Source organism: Methylotenera versatilis 79 (assembly GCF_000384375.1).
Lineage (GTDB): Bacteria > Pseudomonadota > Gammaproteobacteria > Burkholderiales > Methylophilaceae > Methylotenera_A > Methylotenera_A versatilis_B.
The window spans coordinates 1,965,748-1,981,765 of the sequence record NZ_ARVX01000001.1; the positions used below are offsets into that span (position 1 = coordinate 1,965,748).

15 protein-coding genes are annotated in these 16,018 nt (G+C 39.5%); 7 read left to right on the top strand and 8 right to left on the bottom strand.

Features of this window, described 5'->3' with window-relative positions:
• Positions 1 to 72 precede the first annotated feature (72 nt).
• The 5 genes from METVE_RS0109520 to gloB form a co-directional block, all read right to left on the bottom strand.
• On the bottom strand, positions 73 to 909 hold the full coding sequence (locus METVE_RS0109520) for an ABC transporter permease (RefSeq protein WP_020168245.1): 837 nt from the start codon (positions 907 to 909) through the stop codon (positions 73 to 75).
• Positions 910 to 911: 2 nt separating this feature from the next.
• Positions 912 to 1,934: an ABC transporter permease gene (locus tag METVE_RS0109525; RefSeq protein WP_020168246.1), complete on the bottom strand. Its 1,023-nt coding sequence runs from the start codon at positions 1,932 to 1,934 to the stop codon at positions 912 to 914.
• Positions 1,935 to 1,942: 8 nt separating this feature from the next.
• Positions 1,943 to 3,637: a peptide-binding protein gene (locus tag METVE_RS0109530; protein ID WP_232496450.1), complete on the bottom strand. Its 1,695-nt coding sequence runs from the start codon at positions 3,635 to 3,637 to the stop codon at positions 1,943 to 1,945.
• Between the two features lie 118 nt (positions 3,638 to 3,755).
• The gene (locus METVE_RS0109535; RefSeq protein ID WP_020168248.1) at positions 3,756 to 5,378 is read right to left on the bottom strand and encodes a transglycosylase SLT domain-containing protein; all 1,623 of its coding nucleotides are present in this window, start codon (positions 5,376 to 5,378) and stop codon (positions 3,756 to 3,758) included.
• Positions 5,379 to 5,559: 181 nt separating this feature from the next.
• On the bottom strand, positions 5,560 to 6,312 hold the full coding sequence (gene gloB, locus METVE_RS0109540) for a hydroxyacylglutathione hydrolase (RefSeq protein ID WP_020168249.1): 753 nt from the start codon (positions 6,310 to 6,312) through the stop codon (positions 5,560 to 5,562).
• Between the two features lie 106 nt (positions 6,313 to 6,418).
• On the opposite strand from gloB, the gene METVE_RS0109545 reads away from it, so the two are divergent.
• The 7 genes from METVE_RS0109545 (at position 6,419) to rfbD (ending at position 11,969) form a co-directional block, all read left to right on the top strand.
• Positions 6,419 to 7,153 (top strand): class I SAM-dependent methyltransferase, encoded by a 735-nt coding sequence (locus METVE_RS0109545; RefSeq protein WP_020168250.1) that lies wholly within the window; start codon positions 6,419 to 6,421, stop codon positions 7,151 to 7,153.
• Positions 7,154 to 7,172: 19 nt separating this feature from the next.
• On the top strand, positions 7,173 to 7,610 hold the full coding sequence (gene rnhA, locus METVE_RS0109550; protein WP_020168251.1) for a ribonuclease HI: 438 nt from the start codon (positions 7,173 to 7,175) through the stop codon (positions 7,608 to 7,610).
• A gap of 114 nt (positions 7,611 to 7,724) precedes the next feature.
• Positions 7,725 to 8,405: a DNA polymerase III subunit epsilon gene (gene dnaQ, locus METVE_RS0109555; protein WP_020168252.1), complete on the top strand. Its 681-nt coding sequence runs from the start codon at positions 7,725 to 7,727 to the stop codon at positions 8,403 to 8,405.
• Positions 8,406 to 8,530: 125 nt separating this feature from the next.
• Complete coding sequence (gene rfbB / locus METVE_RS0109560) at positions 8,531 to 9,613, top strand: dTDP-glucose 4,6-dehydratase (RefSeq protein ID WP_020168253.1); 1,083 nt, start codon at positions 8,531 to 8,533, stop codon at positions 9,611 to 9,613.
• Between the two features lie 20 nt (positions 9,614 to 9,633).
• Positions 9,634 to 10,509 carry a glucose-1-phosphate thymidylyltransferase RfbA gene (gene rfbA, locus METVE_RS0109565; protein WP_020168254.1) on the top strand — a complete coding sequence of 292 codons (876 nt, stop codon included), beginning with the start codon at positions 9,634 to 9,636 and terminating at the stop codon, positions 10,507 to 10,509.
• On the top strand, positions 10,509 to 11,054 hold the full coding sequence (rfbC, locus tag METVE_RS0109570; RefSeq protein WP_020168255.1) for a dTDP-4-dehydrorhamnose 3,5-epimerase: 546 nt from the start codon (positions 10,509 to 10,511) through the stop codon (positions 11,052 to 11,054). The genes rfbA and rfbC overlap by 1 nt, the downstream gene beginning before the upstream one ends.
• A gap of 15 nt (positions 11,055 to 11,069) precedes the next feature.
• The gene (gene rfbD / locus METVE_RS0109575; protein WP_020168256.1) at positions 11,070 to 11,969 is read left to right on the top strand and encodes a dTDP-4-dehydrorhamnose reductase; all 900 of its coding nucleotides are present in this window, start codon (positions 11,070 to 11,072) and stop codon (positions 11,967 to 11,969) included.
• Between the two features lie 31 nt (positions 11,970 to 12,000).
• Here the strand turns inward: rfbD and queD are convergent, their stop codons facing one another.
• The 3 genes from queD to METVE_RS0109590 all read right to left on the bottom strand — a co-directional run bounded on the left by queD (position 12,001) and on the right by METVE_RS0109590 (position 15,884).
• Positions 12,001 to 12,441, bottom strand: a complete 441-nt coding sequence (gene queD / locus METVE_RS0109580; RefSeq protein ID WP_020168257.1) for a 6-carboxytetrahydropterin synthase QueD — start codon at positions 12,439 to 12,441, stop codon at positions 12,001 to 12,003.
• Positions 12,442 to 12,456: 15 nt separating this feature from the next.
• Entirely contained in the window at positions 12,457 to 14,202 is a 1,746-nt protein-coding gene (locus METVE_RS0109585; protein WP_232415301.1) for a GGDEF domain-containing phosphodiesterase, read from the bottom strand.
• A 74-nt stretch (positions 14,203 to 14,276) separates the two neighbouring features.
• Positions 14,277 to 15,884: an HD-GYP domain-containing protein gene (locus tag METVE_RS0109590; RefSeq protein WP_020168259.1), complete on the bottom strand. Its 1,608-nt coding sequence runs from the start codon at positions 15,882 to 15,884 to the stop codon at positions 14,277 to 14,279.
• Between the last annotated feature and the right edge of the window lie 134 nt (positions 15,885 to 16,018).

Consider the following 16,018-nt stretch of genomic DNA (forward strand, 5'->3'; position numbering starts at 1 on the left):
TATTTGAGAGAGGCTATTTAAATGGCATATTTCTCTATGTTTATCATTTTAGTCGCTATTAATTAGTTGCTACTATTTATTGTTCGATCTTGGGTCAAGCGCATCGCGCAAGCCTTCACCCAGCAAATTATACCCTAACACGGTAATTAAAATGGCAAGGCCAGGGAATAGCGATAGCCACCATGCAAACTGAATATATTCCTTGCCATCGGTTAAGATGTTGCCCCAAGACGCTTGCGGGGCTTGTACGCCAAGGCCTAAAAAGCTGAGTCCAGATTCCATTAATACCGCACCTGCTACGCCTAATACGGCACTGACGATGATGGGCGTAAGGCTGTTAGGCAATAAGTGCGTAAAGATGAGTCGTGCATCTTTTGCGCCAAGTGTGCGTGATGCTAAAACAAACTCACGGCCACTTAAACTTAAAAATTCAGCGCGTACTAAGCGAGTTACGCCCATCCACGAAGTTAACCCAATTACAATCATAATATTCCAAATGGATGGGGTTAAAAAAGCGATAACAGCCAAGATCAAAAAGAAACTGGGAATGGATAGCATGACGTCTACTAATCGCATGATCAAGGTATCAATCCAGCCGCGGTAATATCCAGCAATAGCGCCAAGAACGATACCAATTGCGGTGGCGATGCCCACAGCCACTAAGCCGACTAATAATGAAATACGACCACCATGCAGCATGCGGGCTAATACGTCGCGTCCAAGGCCATCTGTACCCATCCAGTGCTGCCAAGATGGGGCTAAAAGAATGGCTTTTACGTTAATATCGTTTGGATCAAAAGGCGAAATGATCGGTGCTAGCATGGCGAGAATAAATACGCTGACTATGATAATGAAACCAACCATCGCCAGCGGATTAGATAATGCTTTTTTGAAGATACTTTTATTCATGATTATTCTCTAACCACACCACGTCGCACACGTGGGTCAGCCCATGCATAGGCAATATCTGCCAATAGATTGCCGATTAAAGTCAGCGCTGATCCGATGGTTAATATGCCCATAATCACGGGGAAATCGCGCATCATCACACTGTCGAAAAACAATTTGCCCATACCTGGAATGGCGAAAATCGTTTCTGCAATCACAGAGCCGCCAATCAAGCCGGGAATAGATAGTCCGATAATCGTGATTAGAGGTAACAATGCATTGCGTAGTGCATGCGTATAAACGACTTGATGCTCATTCAAACCTTTTGCACGCGCAGTAGTAATGTAGTCTTGATGGAAAACATCTAACATGCCATTTTTGACAAATAAGGTAATGCCAGCCAAACCTGTTACCGAAGGAATAATCACAGGCAAAATAAGGTGACTGACGCTATCTTTGATCTTAGCCCAAGTATCTAATGACTCATAGTTAATGCTATGTAAGCCTGAAATTGGTAGCCAATTATTCATTACGCCTAACCAATACATCAACAACAAAGACAGCCAAAAGCCTGGGATTGAAAAACCAATAAAATTAAACAGAGTGATGGATTTATCTTGCCAAAGTGTATATTTACGCGCCGCGATAATCCCTAGTGGAATCGCCAAACTTAACGTAATAATTAAGCCCAAAATATTAATCATTAATGTGATTGGCAAGGCCTCTTGAATCATGCCTTTGGTCACGTTGCCATCTTTATCAGTCGTTTGCCAAAAGACAGGTTTTTGATGTGATGCGAATGAGTTACCGAAATCCAGCGTACCCATGCGTTTCAGCCATAAACCATATTGCACAATCACTGGTTTGTCTAAATTGTATAGTTCACGTAGTTTTAGACGCGATTCTTCAGACACTTTTGGATTAAATGCCGCTTCATTATTTGTGATGTCACCAGGTGCTAGATGCATGATAAAGAATGAAATTAAACTGATACCAATCATCAGTGGGATCATCCATAACACGCGTTTGATTAAATATTTAAGCATAATGGATGTTAATCTGCTGTGATCTCTTTGAGTCCAGTTTGTGAGCGTTCTGTTTCCACACGTCTAAGTGGTGTAGGAATATACCATTCATGTGAATTGTAGCCTATGCCAGCCGGCGGTGCAGGCGAATCGATACCTTTGACGCGTTTATGAATTGCTGTCAAGCCATAGCCAGCAGATAAATAAACTATCGGGCTATCCTCTAATAATACCTTGGCAAACTCATGATAAATCTTCATGCGTTTATCGATATCCAATTCCAGTCTGCCTTGCTCCAATAATTTGTCAATTGTTGGATTATTGTAGCCGATGAAATTAAATTGTCCCGGCTGATTTTGAGTGGAATGCCAGATACTAAATTGGTCAGGATCCAAGCTTAAGCCCCAGCCTAAAACCACCACATCGAAGTCGCCTGTTTTAATAAATCGGCTAATAAAGCTGGCCCATTCAATAGCACGAATTTGCACGTCTATACCAATATCTTTCAACCTGCGTTGAATTAACACAGCTGATTTTTCACGCTCTTTATTTTGATTGGTGATGATTTCAAAAGCAAAGGGTTTGCCATCACGCTCTAAAATACCATCACCGTCAGTATCTACAAACCCGGCTTCTTTCAATAGCGCTTTAGCTTTGTTAGGATCATAAGCATAAGGTTTTAAATCAGGGTTACTCCAACGTGTTCCAGGCTTATATGGTGAGGCAATATTAATGCCTAAGCCCAAATAAACGCCATCGATAATTTCCTGTTTATCAATCGCATAGTTGATCGCTTTGCGCACACGGATATCATCAAAAGGTTTGTGTTTGAGATTAAAACCCATATAGGTATAACTGTTGCCCAGCTCTTTGTATAAAGCCAATTTTTTTTGCAGTTCTGGTCTAGCAGGAATAATGCGTGAGTATTTAATCGGATCTAAACCCATGCTATCAATGTTATCCGCCATTAACTCTAAAAACTGAGCGGAATTATCAGGAATGATGCGTGTTACTAATTTATCTATCTTGGCAGGGCCCAAAACCGAAGTTGGATTGCGAGATAGCTTAATATTCTCGCCATGTGTCCAATTATCTAGTTTGTAGTAATGACTCCCAACCGGGTTGCGCGCAAATGAGGTGGTGTGAATGTCTTGACCCTCAAGCAAATGTTTTGGCAAAACTTGTAAACCAGCCCAGCTATCCAGCGCAGGGGCATAAGCTTGATCATAGGTCACACTGAAAGTTGATGCATCTGGCGCAGTCGCACTTTTAACCAATTGATAGTCAGAAGCGTACGGACTACGGGTTTTTTCATCGATGACCAGCTTCCAAGTAAACAATACGTCTTGGCTGGTTAAAGGCTTTCCATCTGCCCATTTTAGATTAGGTTTAAGCTTGAACGTGATAGTCTTTTGATCGGCTGATACGTCCCAGCTTTCGGCTAACTCTCCTTCTAGGTCTAGATTTTTATCGTACTTAAGTAATTTGTTAAAAATGTTGCCAGAAATAGCACTAGAAGCAGACTCACCAGCAACCATGGAAATCAAGCCAGAGGGTTCCGCTGTTGAAGCGTCAATAAACGTGCCGCCTGCTTCAGCTGGGTATTGTTTATTGTAATCGGTGTTATCTTCGATTGATTTACCGCAAGAAAGTAGGGTAGAGATACACAATGCGTAGATTGGTAGTTGGAGAAAAAATAAGTTTAATCGAACGTTTTGGAACATAAAAAAGCATTTCTCATGATTAAACCGTTATTAAAAGAGCGTAAATTTATAAGTGAATAGTGCTTAGCTTTAATATTCGATCTAAATAGTTATTCTTAAAATAGTTATTTTTGAGTCTTTATCTTATTCGAATATTAGAATGCGCTTTTACATGTCGTGATGATTTGCTCTTGCTATTAACACGAGGCTTAACCGTGAATTTCTTTCTAGTGCTGGTGCTTTTACTTGTTGAAGCTTTTGTATTTGTGCTGAATCTGGCATTTGTTAACAGAATAGTTTGTCCAACTTTTAAAGTGCTATTTTTTAACTGATTAATCCTAATCAACATTTTGCTAGTAGTGTCATATTTATTTGCTAGCGCTTGTAGTGTATCGCCTTTTTTAACTTTGTGTACAGCGGGATGTTTAGGTTCAATATTGGTTACATTTTCATCTGAAAAATGATTGTTTTGTTCTAATTCCGCAACGTTAATCAGATTGCTATCCGTTTTGTCGTTGTAAATAGCAGGTACCAAAATGGCTTGAGAGGTGCGCATTTTCTGCGATGAAGATAAGCCGTTGACATTACGTAATTGCCCCACATTAATGCCAAATTTTTTCGCAATATTGTCCATGCGTTCACCACGTTTGACGTTGTAAGTTTGCCAATTCGTCAGCGGTTTATCATAGTTGGCAAGATTAGTCACAAAGCGTTCAGCAGCCCAAACAGGTAATAATAGCTGATGTTTTTCACCCGTTGATGTAATGACTGGGCGGTTATAACTGGGGTTTAGCGAGCTGAATTCTTCAAATGAAACTTCAGCTAATTCTGCAGCTAATTTAGCGTCGATTTGTTTAGGCGTTGTCACGCGTGCAAAATAAGGTCGATTAGGAATGGAGCCGATTTTTAAACCAAACTGCTCGGGATGAGTAATGATGTTTTTCATGGCCTGTAATTTCGGCACATAGTTCATTGTTTCTGGCGGCAAGCTTAAGCTTTGGTAATCCGTGGGTAAACCTTGGCGGCGATTTTTGTCAATTGCGCGTTGTACTGTTCCTTCGCCAGCATTGTAAGCAGCTAACGCTAAATCCCAAGTACCAAACATGCTATGTAATTTTTGTAAATAAGTCAGTGCTGCGCTGGTGGCAGCTGTTACATCGCGCCGATTGTCAACCCACCAAGTTTGTTGTAGACCAAAATGTTTGCCTGTAGAGGGGATGAATTGCCAAATACCAGATGCAGAACTTGTAGAATAAGCTTGCGGATTAAATGCACTTTCAATCATCGGCAATAGAGCAATCTCGGTTGGCATGCCGCGCTTTTCAACTTCTTCCACAATATGGAATAGGTATTTTTGGCTGCGATCCAACATACGTTTGATGTAATCAGGACGCGCGGCATACCAAGCTTCATGATTAGTGGTGTATTGCGATTGAATATTAGGTATCGCATAACCATCTTTAATGCGCGCCCATAAATCATTGCGCGTATCCGGATTTTCTTGATAGCCGAGTTGGTTAGAATCGTCACCTTCAACATCGGTTAAAAAATCCTGAACAGGGTCGCCGACTAAATTACTGTCTACAGTATCTGTGATGACTTCAATTTCTACACCCGCTACATTGGTATCAGCAATTGCAAAATTTGAATAAGATGTACTACAGGCTAATAAAAACAAGCCAAACAAGTTGGCAATTAATTTCTGCTGCTTTAATTTCGCCTGCGTGATTAATTGAATCGTTTTGATATTTGTTCCTAACATTTACTTTTAAGCTTAAGTTACTAAATAAGTCACTAAATAACGATAACAAGGTAACGCTTTTAGCTAGATTAAGCCTTCTACAGGGTAAGGCTTTTACAGCAAAACTGTATTGCATGGTAACGACCGACAGCGCATTAGTCAAGTAAAAGTTCCACTTGATTATTGAGTGTTATGTTGATGATTAATAATGGTTTCTTAACGCTCTGATCGTAGTAAAAACTGCTAATTCATCACTCGTTTTGGCTTGAGAGTTTTGCCGAATTGTGGTTTGGTTACAACGTAAGAATGGATTGATTTCAAGCTCTAATTCAATCGTACTCGGTAAACTGGGTAATTGTTGGTCACGTAATCTTTCGACAATTGCCTGTCTGGCAATTAATTTTTCGTTATCTGGTTCTAGAGTTAATGCAAAGGCAATATTCTTAGCTGTGTATTCATGCGTGCAATAGACTTTTGTTGCAGAATTTAATTGTTTTAATTGGTTAAGTGATCGCAACATTTGCTCTGGCGTACCTTCAAATAACCGCCCACAACCTGCACTAAATAAGGTATCTCCGCAAAACAGAAGGTCATCATTGTAATAAGCAATATGGCCGAGTGTATGGCCTGGCAACCACATCACGCGAAAATTTAAATCAATTTCAGGTAAATCAACCAGATCGTTTTCAGCAAGCGCAATATGCTTGAAAGCAAAAGTCTCATATTTAGGTGCGTAAACCTTTGCATGCGCATATTCAAGCAATTTGCTGACACCGCCAATATGGTCGTTATGATGATGTGTAATCAAAATGGCACTGAGTTTCAGATGATTTTTTTTAAGCGCATCGATCACTGGTTGCGCATCACCTGGGTCAATTACTACGGCATGGTTTTTGTTGTGCAAAAGCCATATATAATTGTCGGTAAAAGCAGGAATAGGAATGATATGCAGCATGTTTAATCAATGAAAATGGTCGCGAATATTAATCACGTTTTGAAAGGTTGAACTGCATATTTAGCTTGATGGGATTATTTGTCAATCATTAAATACACAATAAAGCATGCGTTTAGAACAGCAAAATAACTGGTTATCTACCACATTAGGTCAATATTTGTTGAGCCATGAGCAAGACATGTATGATAAAAAAGTGGGGGATATATTTGGATTTAATGCGGTGCAGCTTGGCTTGCAGCAAATGGATACACTCAAGAACTCACGCATTCCGCATGTGATGCATGTGGGCAATAGTGCGGGTGAGGTGTTGTGCGAAAGTGATTATCTGCCGTTTGCAGAGAGTTGTATTGATTTAATTTGCTTGCCGCATGTATTGGAGTTTAGTGAAAATCCGCATCAAACATTGCGTGAGGCAGAGCGCGTACTGGTGCCAGAGGGGCATTTGATTTTAACGGGCTTTAATCCCATTAGCGCTTGGGGTTTAAAATATGCACTCACTCAAGACGACGATTATCCGTGGAATGGACAATTTTTTACTTTATCACGTATTAAAGATTGGCTGGCCTTACTGGGCTTGGAATTTATCAGTGGTGAGATGCATTGTTATGAGCCGCCGATTAACAATCAAAAATGGCTGAATCGCTTCACATTTATGGATAAGTTGGGCGATCAATGGTGGCCAATGATGGGTGGTGTTTATTTTATTGTGGCTAAAAAACGTGTTGTTAATATGACGCTTTTAAAACCCAATTGGAAGAAAAATTCGTTAAAATCTCGGTTGGCAGTTAATCACTCGCAAAAAACTAAGCCGCACCAACACCAAAAACAGCAAAAAGAATAGTCATTGAATACAAATAATTATGAATAATATAGTAGAGATTTACGCAGACGGCGCTTGTAAAGGAAACCCAGGTCCAGGCGGTTGGGGCGCATGGTTAATGTATGACGGCAAAGAGAAAACCTTAAGCGGCGGCGAAAAACTGACCACTAATAATCGCATGGAGTTAACGGCAGTGATACGCGCTTTAGAAGCGTTGAAAAAGCCGTGCGATGTGAAAGTTTATACCGACTCATCTTATGTGCAAAAAGGCATTAGTGAGTGGATTGTTGGCTGGAAAGCGCGTAATTGGCGCACTGCTGACAAAAAACCAGTGAAGAATGATGATTTATGGAAAGTGCTAGACGTATTGGCCAATCAACACAAAATAGAATGGATTTGGGTGAAGGGACACGCGGGTAATGCAGGAAATGAACGCGCAGACGCGCTTGCAAATGAAGGTGTTGTAGCATTTTTATAACAAAAATATGGTTAATAACGCCATAAAAAACCTGTAATAAAAATCGTGCAAATTAAATAATCACTGAATTAAATAAAACCGAATATACAAAATTGAAATCGAATAATACAAGTCATGCGCCAAATATTTTTAGATACTGAAACCACGGGTTTATATCCAGCCCAAGGTCATCGGATTATTGAAATCGCTGCGATTGAGATGATTAATCGTCGTCCCACCCATCAGCATTTTCATATGTATTTAAATCCGCAACGTGAAATCGACCCTGCTGCGCAAGAAGTGCATGGAATCACGCTTGAATTTCTTCAAGATAAACCACTTTTCCCGGCAATTGCAGAAGAATTTCTCAATTTTATTCGTGGTTCAGAATTAATTATCCATAATGCTCCATTTGATGTTGGCTTTTTAAACAGCGAGCTTGGCCATATTGGGCTACAGCCAATTGAGACCTTTTGCGATAAAATTACTGATACGTTGAGAATGGCGAAAGATTCACGTCCAGGGCAGCGCAATAACTTAGATGCTTTGTGTCGCCATTTTGGCATTGACAATGCTAGGCGTACGCTGCATGGCGCGCTGTTGGATGCTGAATTGCTAGCCGAAGTGTATATGGCCATGACGCGTGGCCAAGATAGTCTGATGATGGATTTAGTGCAGACTCAGCCAGCGATGCAAGTAGTTACTGGTGATAGTAAATCAAGAGTGCTAAAAGTGTTGCAAGCGGATGTAACTGAGTTAGATGCACATCAAGAATATGTAAATAGCCTTATTAAATCAGGCGCTAAGGTTTGGTGATTTAGTCTTGGCAATTTAGTTTAGGTAATTAAGTGATGTGATTAGACAGCATTTTGTGCATAAATGAATTGCTAAATAATAGATTTTTTACAATTAAGTAGTTATTTAAGTTAGGTTTTAATCAGATGAAAAATTGCATCATCGTCACAGGCGGCGCAGGTTTTATTGGCAGTAATTTTGTTTTAAATTGGGTAAAGGGCGAGCATGGACAGTGTGTCAATTTAGATAAGCTGACCTATGCGGGTAACTTAGCCAACTTAGCAGATATACAAGAAAATTCGCAGCATATATTTGTACAGGGCGATATCGGCGATAGAACGATTGTCGATAAGCTTTTAAAAAAATATCAACCGCGTGCAATAGTCAATTTTGCAGCTGAAAGCCATGTGGATCGTTCGATTCATGCGCCAGGTGAATTCATTCAAACCAATATTGTGGGTACATTCAATCTATTGGAAGCTGCGCGTGCCTATTGGAATGATTTAAGTGATGCAGATAAAAATAGTTTTAGATTCTTACATGTGTCTACGGATGAAGTTTATGGTTCTTTAAGTACGACAGACCCAGCATTCAAAGAAACCAATCCATACGAGCCTAATAGTCCTTATTCAGCCTCTAAAGCGGCTTCTGATCATTTGGTGCGTGCTTATCATCATACTTATGGCATGCCGATGCTGACGACCAACTGTTCTAATAATTACGGACCGTATCATTTCCCAGAAAAATTGATTCCATTGGTTATTCACAATGCGCTTAATAGCAAACCATTACCGATTTATGGTAATGGTAGCAATGTACGCGATTGGCTATTTGTAGAAGATCATTGCAGTGCGATTCGTCGTGTGTTGGAAGCAGGAAAAGTCGGCGAAACATATAATATTGGTGGCTGGAACGAAAAGACCAATTTAGAAGTGGTACATACATTATGCGATATGCTTGATCGTGAAAAACCAAAGCAATCAGGTAGTTATCGTGACCAAATTACTTATGTGACAGATAGACCTGGACATGACCAGCGCTATGCGATCGATGCGACTAAAATTGAACGAGAGTTGGGTTGGAAGCCTGCCGAAACCTTTGAAACAGGTATTCAAAAAACAGTCACTTGGTACTTAACCCATCAGGATTGGGTGAATAATGTAACCAGCGGCGAATATAAAAACTGGGTCAATCAAAACTACCAAGAACGTGGTGAGGAATTAGCATAATGGTAAACGAGAAAAAGTCGATGAAAGGCATCGTTTTAGCCGGCGGCTCAGGCACGCGCCTGTATCCAGTGACGCAAGTCGTGTCTAAACAGCTGCTGCCTGTATACGATAAGCCGATGATTTATTACCCACTGTCTGCATTGATGTTAGCCGGCATACGCGAGGTGTTGATTATTTCCACCCCGCAAGACACGCCGCGTTTTAAAGAACTGTTAGGCGATGGCACGCAATGGGGCATGGATATTCAATACGCAGTACAACCTTCACCAGATGGTTTAGCTCAAGCGTTTATTATTGGTGAGAAGTTTATTGGCAGTGACCCTTGTGCGTTGGTGCTTGGCGATAATATTTTTTACGGTCACGAATTAGCCTTAATGACGCAAAATGCAGCAAAACGCACGCAAGGGGCTACTGTTTTTGCTTATCCTGTACATGATCCAGAGCGTTATGGTGTGGTTGAATTCGACATGGCTGGTAAAGCAGTGAGTCTAGAAGAAAAGCCTCAACAGCCTAAATCTCGCTATGCGGTAACTGGCTTGTATTTTTACGATAATCGCGTGATCGATATCGCCAAAAATATGAAGCCATCTGCACGCGGCGAGTTGGAAATTACTGATGTCAATCGTCAATATTTAGAGTGGGGCGATTTACAAGTAGAAGTAATGGGTCGCGGCATGGCTTGGCTGGATACTGGTACGCATGAGTCATTATTAGAGGCTGGTACTTTCATTCAAACGATTGAAAAACGCCAGGGATTAAAAATCGCCTGTCCTGAAGAAATTGCCTATCGTATGGGCTTTATCGATGCATCTAGACTGGAAGTGCTGGCGAATAAATACGCCAAAAATGGCTATGGGCAATATCTCAAACTATTGCTGAAAGAGCGAGTCTTTTAATGCAAATTGTTAAAACCAGCATTCCAGATGTGATTATTTTTGAGCCCAAAGTATTCGGTGATGAAAGAGGTTTTTTCTTTGAAAGTTTTAATGCAAAAGTGTTTGAGCAAGCGACAGGTTTAAATGTAAATTTCGTGCAGGATAACCATTCAAAATCAGCTAAAAACGTGTTGCGCGGCTTACATTATCAAATTGAACAAGCTCAAGGTAAATTAGTGCGTGTAACGCAGGGTGAAGTATTTGATGTTGCGGTTGATTTACGTCAATCTTCACCAACTTTTGGGCAATGGGAAAGTACGCATTTATCTGGCGAAAATAAACGTCAAATGTGGATTCCACCAGGGTTTGCACATGGTTTTTTAGTGCTGTCAGAAATTGCGGAATTTTTATATAAAACAACTGATTTTTATTCACCGCAGCATGAGTGTTGCTTAAAATGGGATGATCCAGCGATCGCAATCGAATGGCCTTTACAAGCTTCGCCAATATTATCAACTAAAGATAGTGCCGGTTTAAGCTTGCAAGATACTAAAAAGTTTGATTAATTACTTATCAATCCAATGAAAAAGATTTTACTCACTGGTGTGAACGGGCAAGTAGGTTACGCACTGCAAAAAAAACTGATAGATCAAGAAGTCTTTGCATTAAGTCGTGAACAATTAGATTTAAGTGATGCACAAGCCATTCGCCGCGTTGTGCAAAGTATTCAGCCAGATTTAATCATTAATCCAGCAGCTTATACGGCGGTAGATAAAGCTGAAACAGAGCCTGGTTTGGCTTTCGCGATTAATGCGATTGCACCGCAAATCTTAGCTGAAGAAGCTGCCAAGATGAATGCGGCGCTGATTCATTTTTCAACAGATTATGTTTATGACGGCTCAAAAACCAGTGCTTACATAGAAGCTGACGCAGTTAATCCGTTAAGTATTTATGGCAAAAGTAAACTTGCTGGTGAAGATGCAATCCGTTCGGTAGGTTTGCCACATTTGATTTTGCGTACGAGCTGGGTATATGGTGCTTATGGTAAAAACTTTCTAAAGACGATTCTGCGCTTGGCAAGTGAGCGTGAAAATTTAAGTATTGTTGCAGATCAATATGGCGCACCCACCAGTAACGAAAGCATTGCAGACGCTGTTATTTCCTTATTAACGGCTTGGAATCCAGAAAACTTAAATCAGACGGGTGTTTATCACTTAACTAACCAAGGTAGAACTTCTTGGCATGGTTTTAGTGCTGCGATTGTCGATGAGTATAACCAATTAGCACCTAGTAAAAATTGGCCGCCACTCAAAACAACTGTGGGAAATATCATGCCGATTACCACTGCGGATTATCCAACGCCAGCTGCACGGCCAACTAATTCAAGTTTAGATAATCAGAAATTAAAACAAGTATTTAATGTTGAGTTGCCGACTTGGCAACAAGGTTTGCGGCATGTCATGCAAACAATAGAACTTTAATTAACGCTTAATAAATACTCAGATTGTTGAATTAACCTAACGCATCTGCCCAGTTATTCGGCGTTTCATAGAGCCTAACGCGCTCCAATTTTAAGTGATTGCCATAAGTATCTTTGTATTGACCTTTTAAAATTTTGAACGCTTCTGCCGCCATATTTTCAGCTGTTGGTACTGTTGGAAACACTACTGTTTTGTGGTTTGGCATTGAATTCAAAAAGTTAAGCACTTCGGAATCGTCTTTAAACACTAAAAACGCATGATCCCAAACATCCACGACGCTTTCACGCGCAATACGTTTTACATCCGAAAAATCCATCACCATGCCACTTTCTGATAAATTATCTTGCGCAATAATATCGCCGGATAAAGTGATTTCTATGGCATAGCGGTGGCCATGTAAGTTGCGACATTGGCTTTTGTGACAAGGAATACGATGACCTGTATCAAATTCTAAACGAGTGGTGATTTGCATTTACGTATTATAACATTAGGCGGATTGGTGCTGTTTTGCCCACACCACAAACTCTTCAAAAGGCAGTGGTTTCGCAAAATAATAGCCCTGGCATTTATGGATTTTCATCTTTTTGATCAAATCTAGGCAATCTTTATCTTCAACGCCTTCAGCCAGCACCTCTTTACCCAAACTATTCGCCAGCATGGCGATGGAATTGACGATTTCAAAATCATCCGCTGAATGCTTGATATCGCGCACGAAGGATTGATCGATTTTAATTAAATCAATTGGCATCGTGCGTAATCGTGACAGAGAGGAGAATCCTGTACCAAAATCGTCCAAAGCCAGCCTAAAACCGTTATCAGATAAGGATTGAATAACCGATTGTGAGGTTTCGTTATATTCTAAAAAACCGTTTTCTGTGATTTCTAACACGATGTCTTGCGGTGAAATTTTCCACAATGCCATTACCTGTAATAATAAGTGCGGTAATTCGATGTCGTATAAATCTTCAGCACGTAAGTTAATGGTTAAATAAATGGATAAATTGTGTTCATGTATTAATTCGCTGGCGTATCGACAAGCAGAGTTAATCAACCAGCGTGTGAATAACTTTCCCTTACCCACTTTATTTAAGATTTCAATCGTCACACTTGGATAAATGTTCTGTCCCGTGTCATTCGACCAGCGTAATAATAATTCAGCACCCGAACAAATCGAGCGATCAAGATCAATAATTGGCTGAAAAAAAAGTGTTAAGTTATCTGTTGAAAAAGCATCTAACACTTTGTTTTCTAAATCGTTTTGTTGCTGTAACTCTTGTTCTATTAACTCGGAATATTTGACAAACTGCTGATGCTTGGCGATGGCATTTTCTAATGCTGATTTTGCATTTTCGTATAAATGCAGACTATTTTCTGTACTATTTTGCAACACAGCAACACCAGCAAACGGTGTAACAAGTACAGAGTCATTCTGTATAACCAAAATCTCTTCAAAGGCACGATTTATCTTTGCTGCAAGCAGGTTAAGGTGGCTGCTATTAGTTAAATTGGGTATCAATAAATCAAACTGTAAATTTCCGCTATGAAACAAAATAATGTCTGTTGAAATATTTTGTTTGAGAATGGATGCGATTTTTTTGCTTAAGTTATTGGTAACGATATGCGAAAAAATAGGGCTATTCCTGGCAATTTGAAATTGGATCGAAAATAAAGCGATCAATTGATTATTGCTTGCTTGTTCAATCGTTTTTTCTACAATAGTTAATATTTGATTCGCATTAGGTAATTGGGTATGTGCATCAAAATTAAGTGAATAATCCAGCTGATTTTGTTGATATTGTTGCGTCGTTTCTGCAAATAGATCAAATAGAAATAAATGCAGTTTTGCCGTATTGTCCTGACTAAATAATGACTTACACTCAATACAACTTAGGCAGTTAAGCACGTTTTCTACATATTCACCGTTTTGAATAGCACTTAACCATAAAAATATCAGTTGATTAATTTGTTGTGAAAAGTGACTTAAGTTTGTAATTTTTGGCCAAACTTGCAGCGCATTTTTAAGCTCGACTAAACTTAGATTGTCATGATTTTTTTTCGAAATAGCGCAGTTTTTTAAGACTTTAGAATTGATTTTTAGATGGGTAAATAAGCTCTGTTGATTGAGTGAATAATGTTGTAGTTTGTGCGCAATCTGTTGCTCAGAATAGGTGATTTCAATTTCCAATGGCGGTTCAGATACAGAAGACTCTTGATTGCGAAGGTTATCTATCATCAGGCTATTTGTGAGCATGCTATCCATTAAATTCGATATTAATATTCATGGACTTGATGTTCATAAGCAGGCAATTAAAGATAAAAATCATTTGGATTTAAGCCGTAACTATCTGGCGCAAGGCTATTCACAATTTTGTAAGGTTCCCCAGAAGCCGTAACGGGATTGTTGAGTAAATTCAACATGACAGGTGCATCGTAACGAACCTTTGCGTGGTCTAGTAATAACATCAGTCGCGGCAATAATCTTCTTACCTGATTTTGCTGTATCACCACAGCGACCTCGCCAGTATTGAGTTCTACTAAAGAACTGACAGGGTACATACCCATAAACTGTACTAATTGATCGATCAATTCTGCACTAAATTGTTTGCCGCTTAATTGATGTATTTCATCCAAAGCCTGTTGATGAAATACACCTTTGGCATAGCTTTTGTGGCTAGTTAATGCACAATAAGTGTCAATTAATCCGGCAATTTGCGAGACCAAACCAATTTGATTACCTTTTAACTGGTAAGGGTAGCCGCTACCATCAATGCGCTCATGGTGTTGTGCCACCAAAAATATGGTGGTGTTGGGTATATTTGGAGTGGTTTCTAATATCTTAAGGCTTTCATCGACGTGTTTTTTAGCATGTTCATATTCTTCACGTGTCAGCTTGCCTTCTTTTAATAAAATATCCGCAGATATTTTAACTTTACCCACATCTTGCAATAAACCAGCTAAGCCTAATTCTTTAATTTGTTTTTTTGACAAGGCTAAAAAATTACCGAAAGCCATCAATGTTATAGAAACATTTAAAGCATGGTTATAAGCGTAATCATCTGTTTTTTTGAGTTTAGCCAGCCATAACAAAGCATCTGGCGTACGCCCAATACTTTCTACCATACTGTCCAAAATCTCACTAACAGCCGTTAAATCAAGATGTTGTTCATTAGCGACCGATTGAAAAATATCGCGTGTTGCAATTTGAGATTGCTCATAAACAGGTGTTATGGCTGCAATTTCATTTTCAACGGGCGGATCTTCTTCATAAATGGTGATTCTATAACCATCGTCTATGGCTGCTGATTTCGTTTTTGCATCAGTAGGATCGTTAGTCGTGTTTTTAAATTTATTGTGCTTAAACAAACCGGTAATAAAACCACTCAGATCCTCAGCTAATTGCTGGGTAACAGATTTTTGATTGGACTGAGACGATTGATTATTGTAAGGAAGTGCTTCTTGTGCCGCAGTATTTGCACCATGGCGCATGTTAAATACTGTGCTGTCACCAGGATTATTTTGATTATTAGACGCAGCATTTTGTTGTGGCTGATAGTTTTTCACCTCTTTTAAAATATCTAAAAAAGATGTTTTATTGGCTGGTGGTGCGGGCTTGCTACTATAGGTTTGTTTGTCGGAAAGAATACTGCTCGGATTTTTTAATTTGACCACTGAGCCTTCACGTGTGATGGCTGTCTTAATTTTATCTGGCGCAATGAACTGGTCGCCTGCCGATCTAGTCCGGTCAACATAAACAAACTGACAAATAGACACCAAAGTGTCTATATCAGCTTGATCATCCAGTAAAAAACCTTGCAACATAAAAGGCGTGTCTATCCAAGGCCTATCAAGCTCCGCCACATACATGCCAAGCGCCAATCGTGCAACTTCTACTTTTTCGTTTTTTATATCAATCATTTTTAATTATTGGTACGAAAATAAAGTTAATTCTAATATTAACTTTATAGCATAAATATGCATTTGACGATGTTAAATGATATTAACTTAATAAGTACTGATGCGACATATTACTCAATATCAACAGTTAACTC

What these genes read in the sequence shown, in the direction of transcription:
- METVE_RS0109585 (WP_232415301.1), bottom strand. Translation starts at nt 14,202, where the DNA reads ATGATAGATAACCTTCGCAATCAAGAGTCTTCTGTATCTGAACCGCCA.
- gloB (WP_020168249.1), bottom strand. Translation starts at nt 6,312, where the DNA reads ATGCTGCATATCATTCCTATTCCTGCTTTTACCGACAATTATATATGG.
- rfbB (WP_020168253.1), top strand. Translation starts at nt 8,531, where the DNA reads ATGAAAAATTGCATCATCGTCACAGGCGGCGCAGGTTTTATTGGCAGT.
- METVE_RS0109530 (WP_232496450.1), bottom strand. Translation starts at nt 3,637, where the DNA reads ATGTTCCAAAACGTTCGATTAAACTTATTTTTTCTCCAACTACCAATC.
- METVE_RS0109590 (WP_020168259.1), bottom strand. Translation starts at nt 15,884, where the DNA reads ATGATTGATATAAAAAACGAAAAAGTAGAAGTTGCACGATTGGCGCTT.
- dnaQ (WP_020168252.1), top strand. Translation starts at nt 7,725, where the DNA reads ATGCGCCAAATATTTTTAGATACTGAAACCACGGGTTTATATCCAGCC.
- rfbA (WP_020168254.1), top strand. Translation starts at nt 9,634, where the DNA reads ATGAAAGGCATCGTTTTAGCCGGCGGCTCAGGCACGCGCCTGTATCCA.
- rfbC (WP_020168255.1), top strand. Translation starts at nt 10,509, where the DNA reads ATGCAAATTGTTAAAACCAGCATTCCAGATGTGATTATTTTTGAGCCC.
- METVE_RS0109525 (WP_020168246.1), bottom strand. Translation starts at nt 1,934, where the DNA reads ATGCTTAAATATTTAATCAAACGCGTGTTATGGATGATCCCACTGATG.
- METVE_RS0109545 (WP_020168250.1), top strand. Translation starts at nt 6,419, where the DNA reads ATGCGTTTAGAACAGCAAAATAACTGGTTATCTACCACATTAGGTCAA.
- METVE_RS0109520 (WP_020168245.1), bottom strand. Translation starts at nt 909, where the DNA reads ATGAATAAAAGTATCTTCAAAAAAGCATTATCTAATCCGCTGGCGATG.
- METVE_RS0109535 (WP_020168248.1), bottom strand. Translation starts at nt 5,378, where the DNA reads ATGTTAGGAACAAATATCAAAACGATTCAATTAATCACGCAGGCGAAA.
- rfbD (WP_020168256.1), top strand. Translation starts at nt 11,070, where the DNA reads ATGAAAAAGATTTTACTCACTGGTGTGAACGGGCAAGTAGGTTACGCA.
- rnhA (WP_020168251.1), top strand. Translation starts at nt 7,173, where the DNA reads ATGAATAATATAGTAGAGATTTACGCAGACGGCGCTTGTAAAGGAAAC.
- queD (WP_020168257.1), bottom strand. Translation starts at nt 12,441, where the DNA reads ATGCAAATCACCACTCGTTTAGAATTTGATACAGGTCATCGTATTCCT.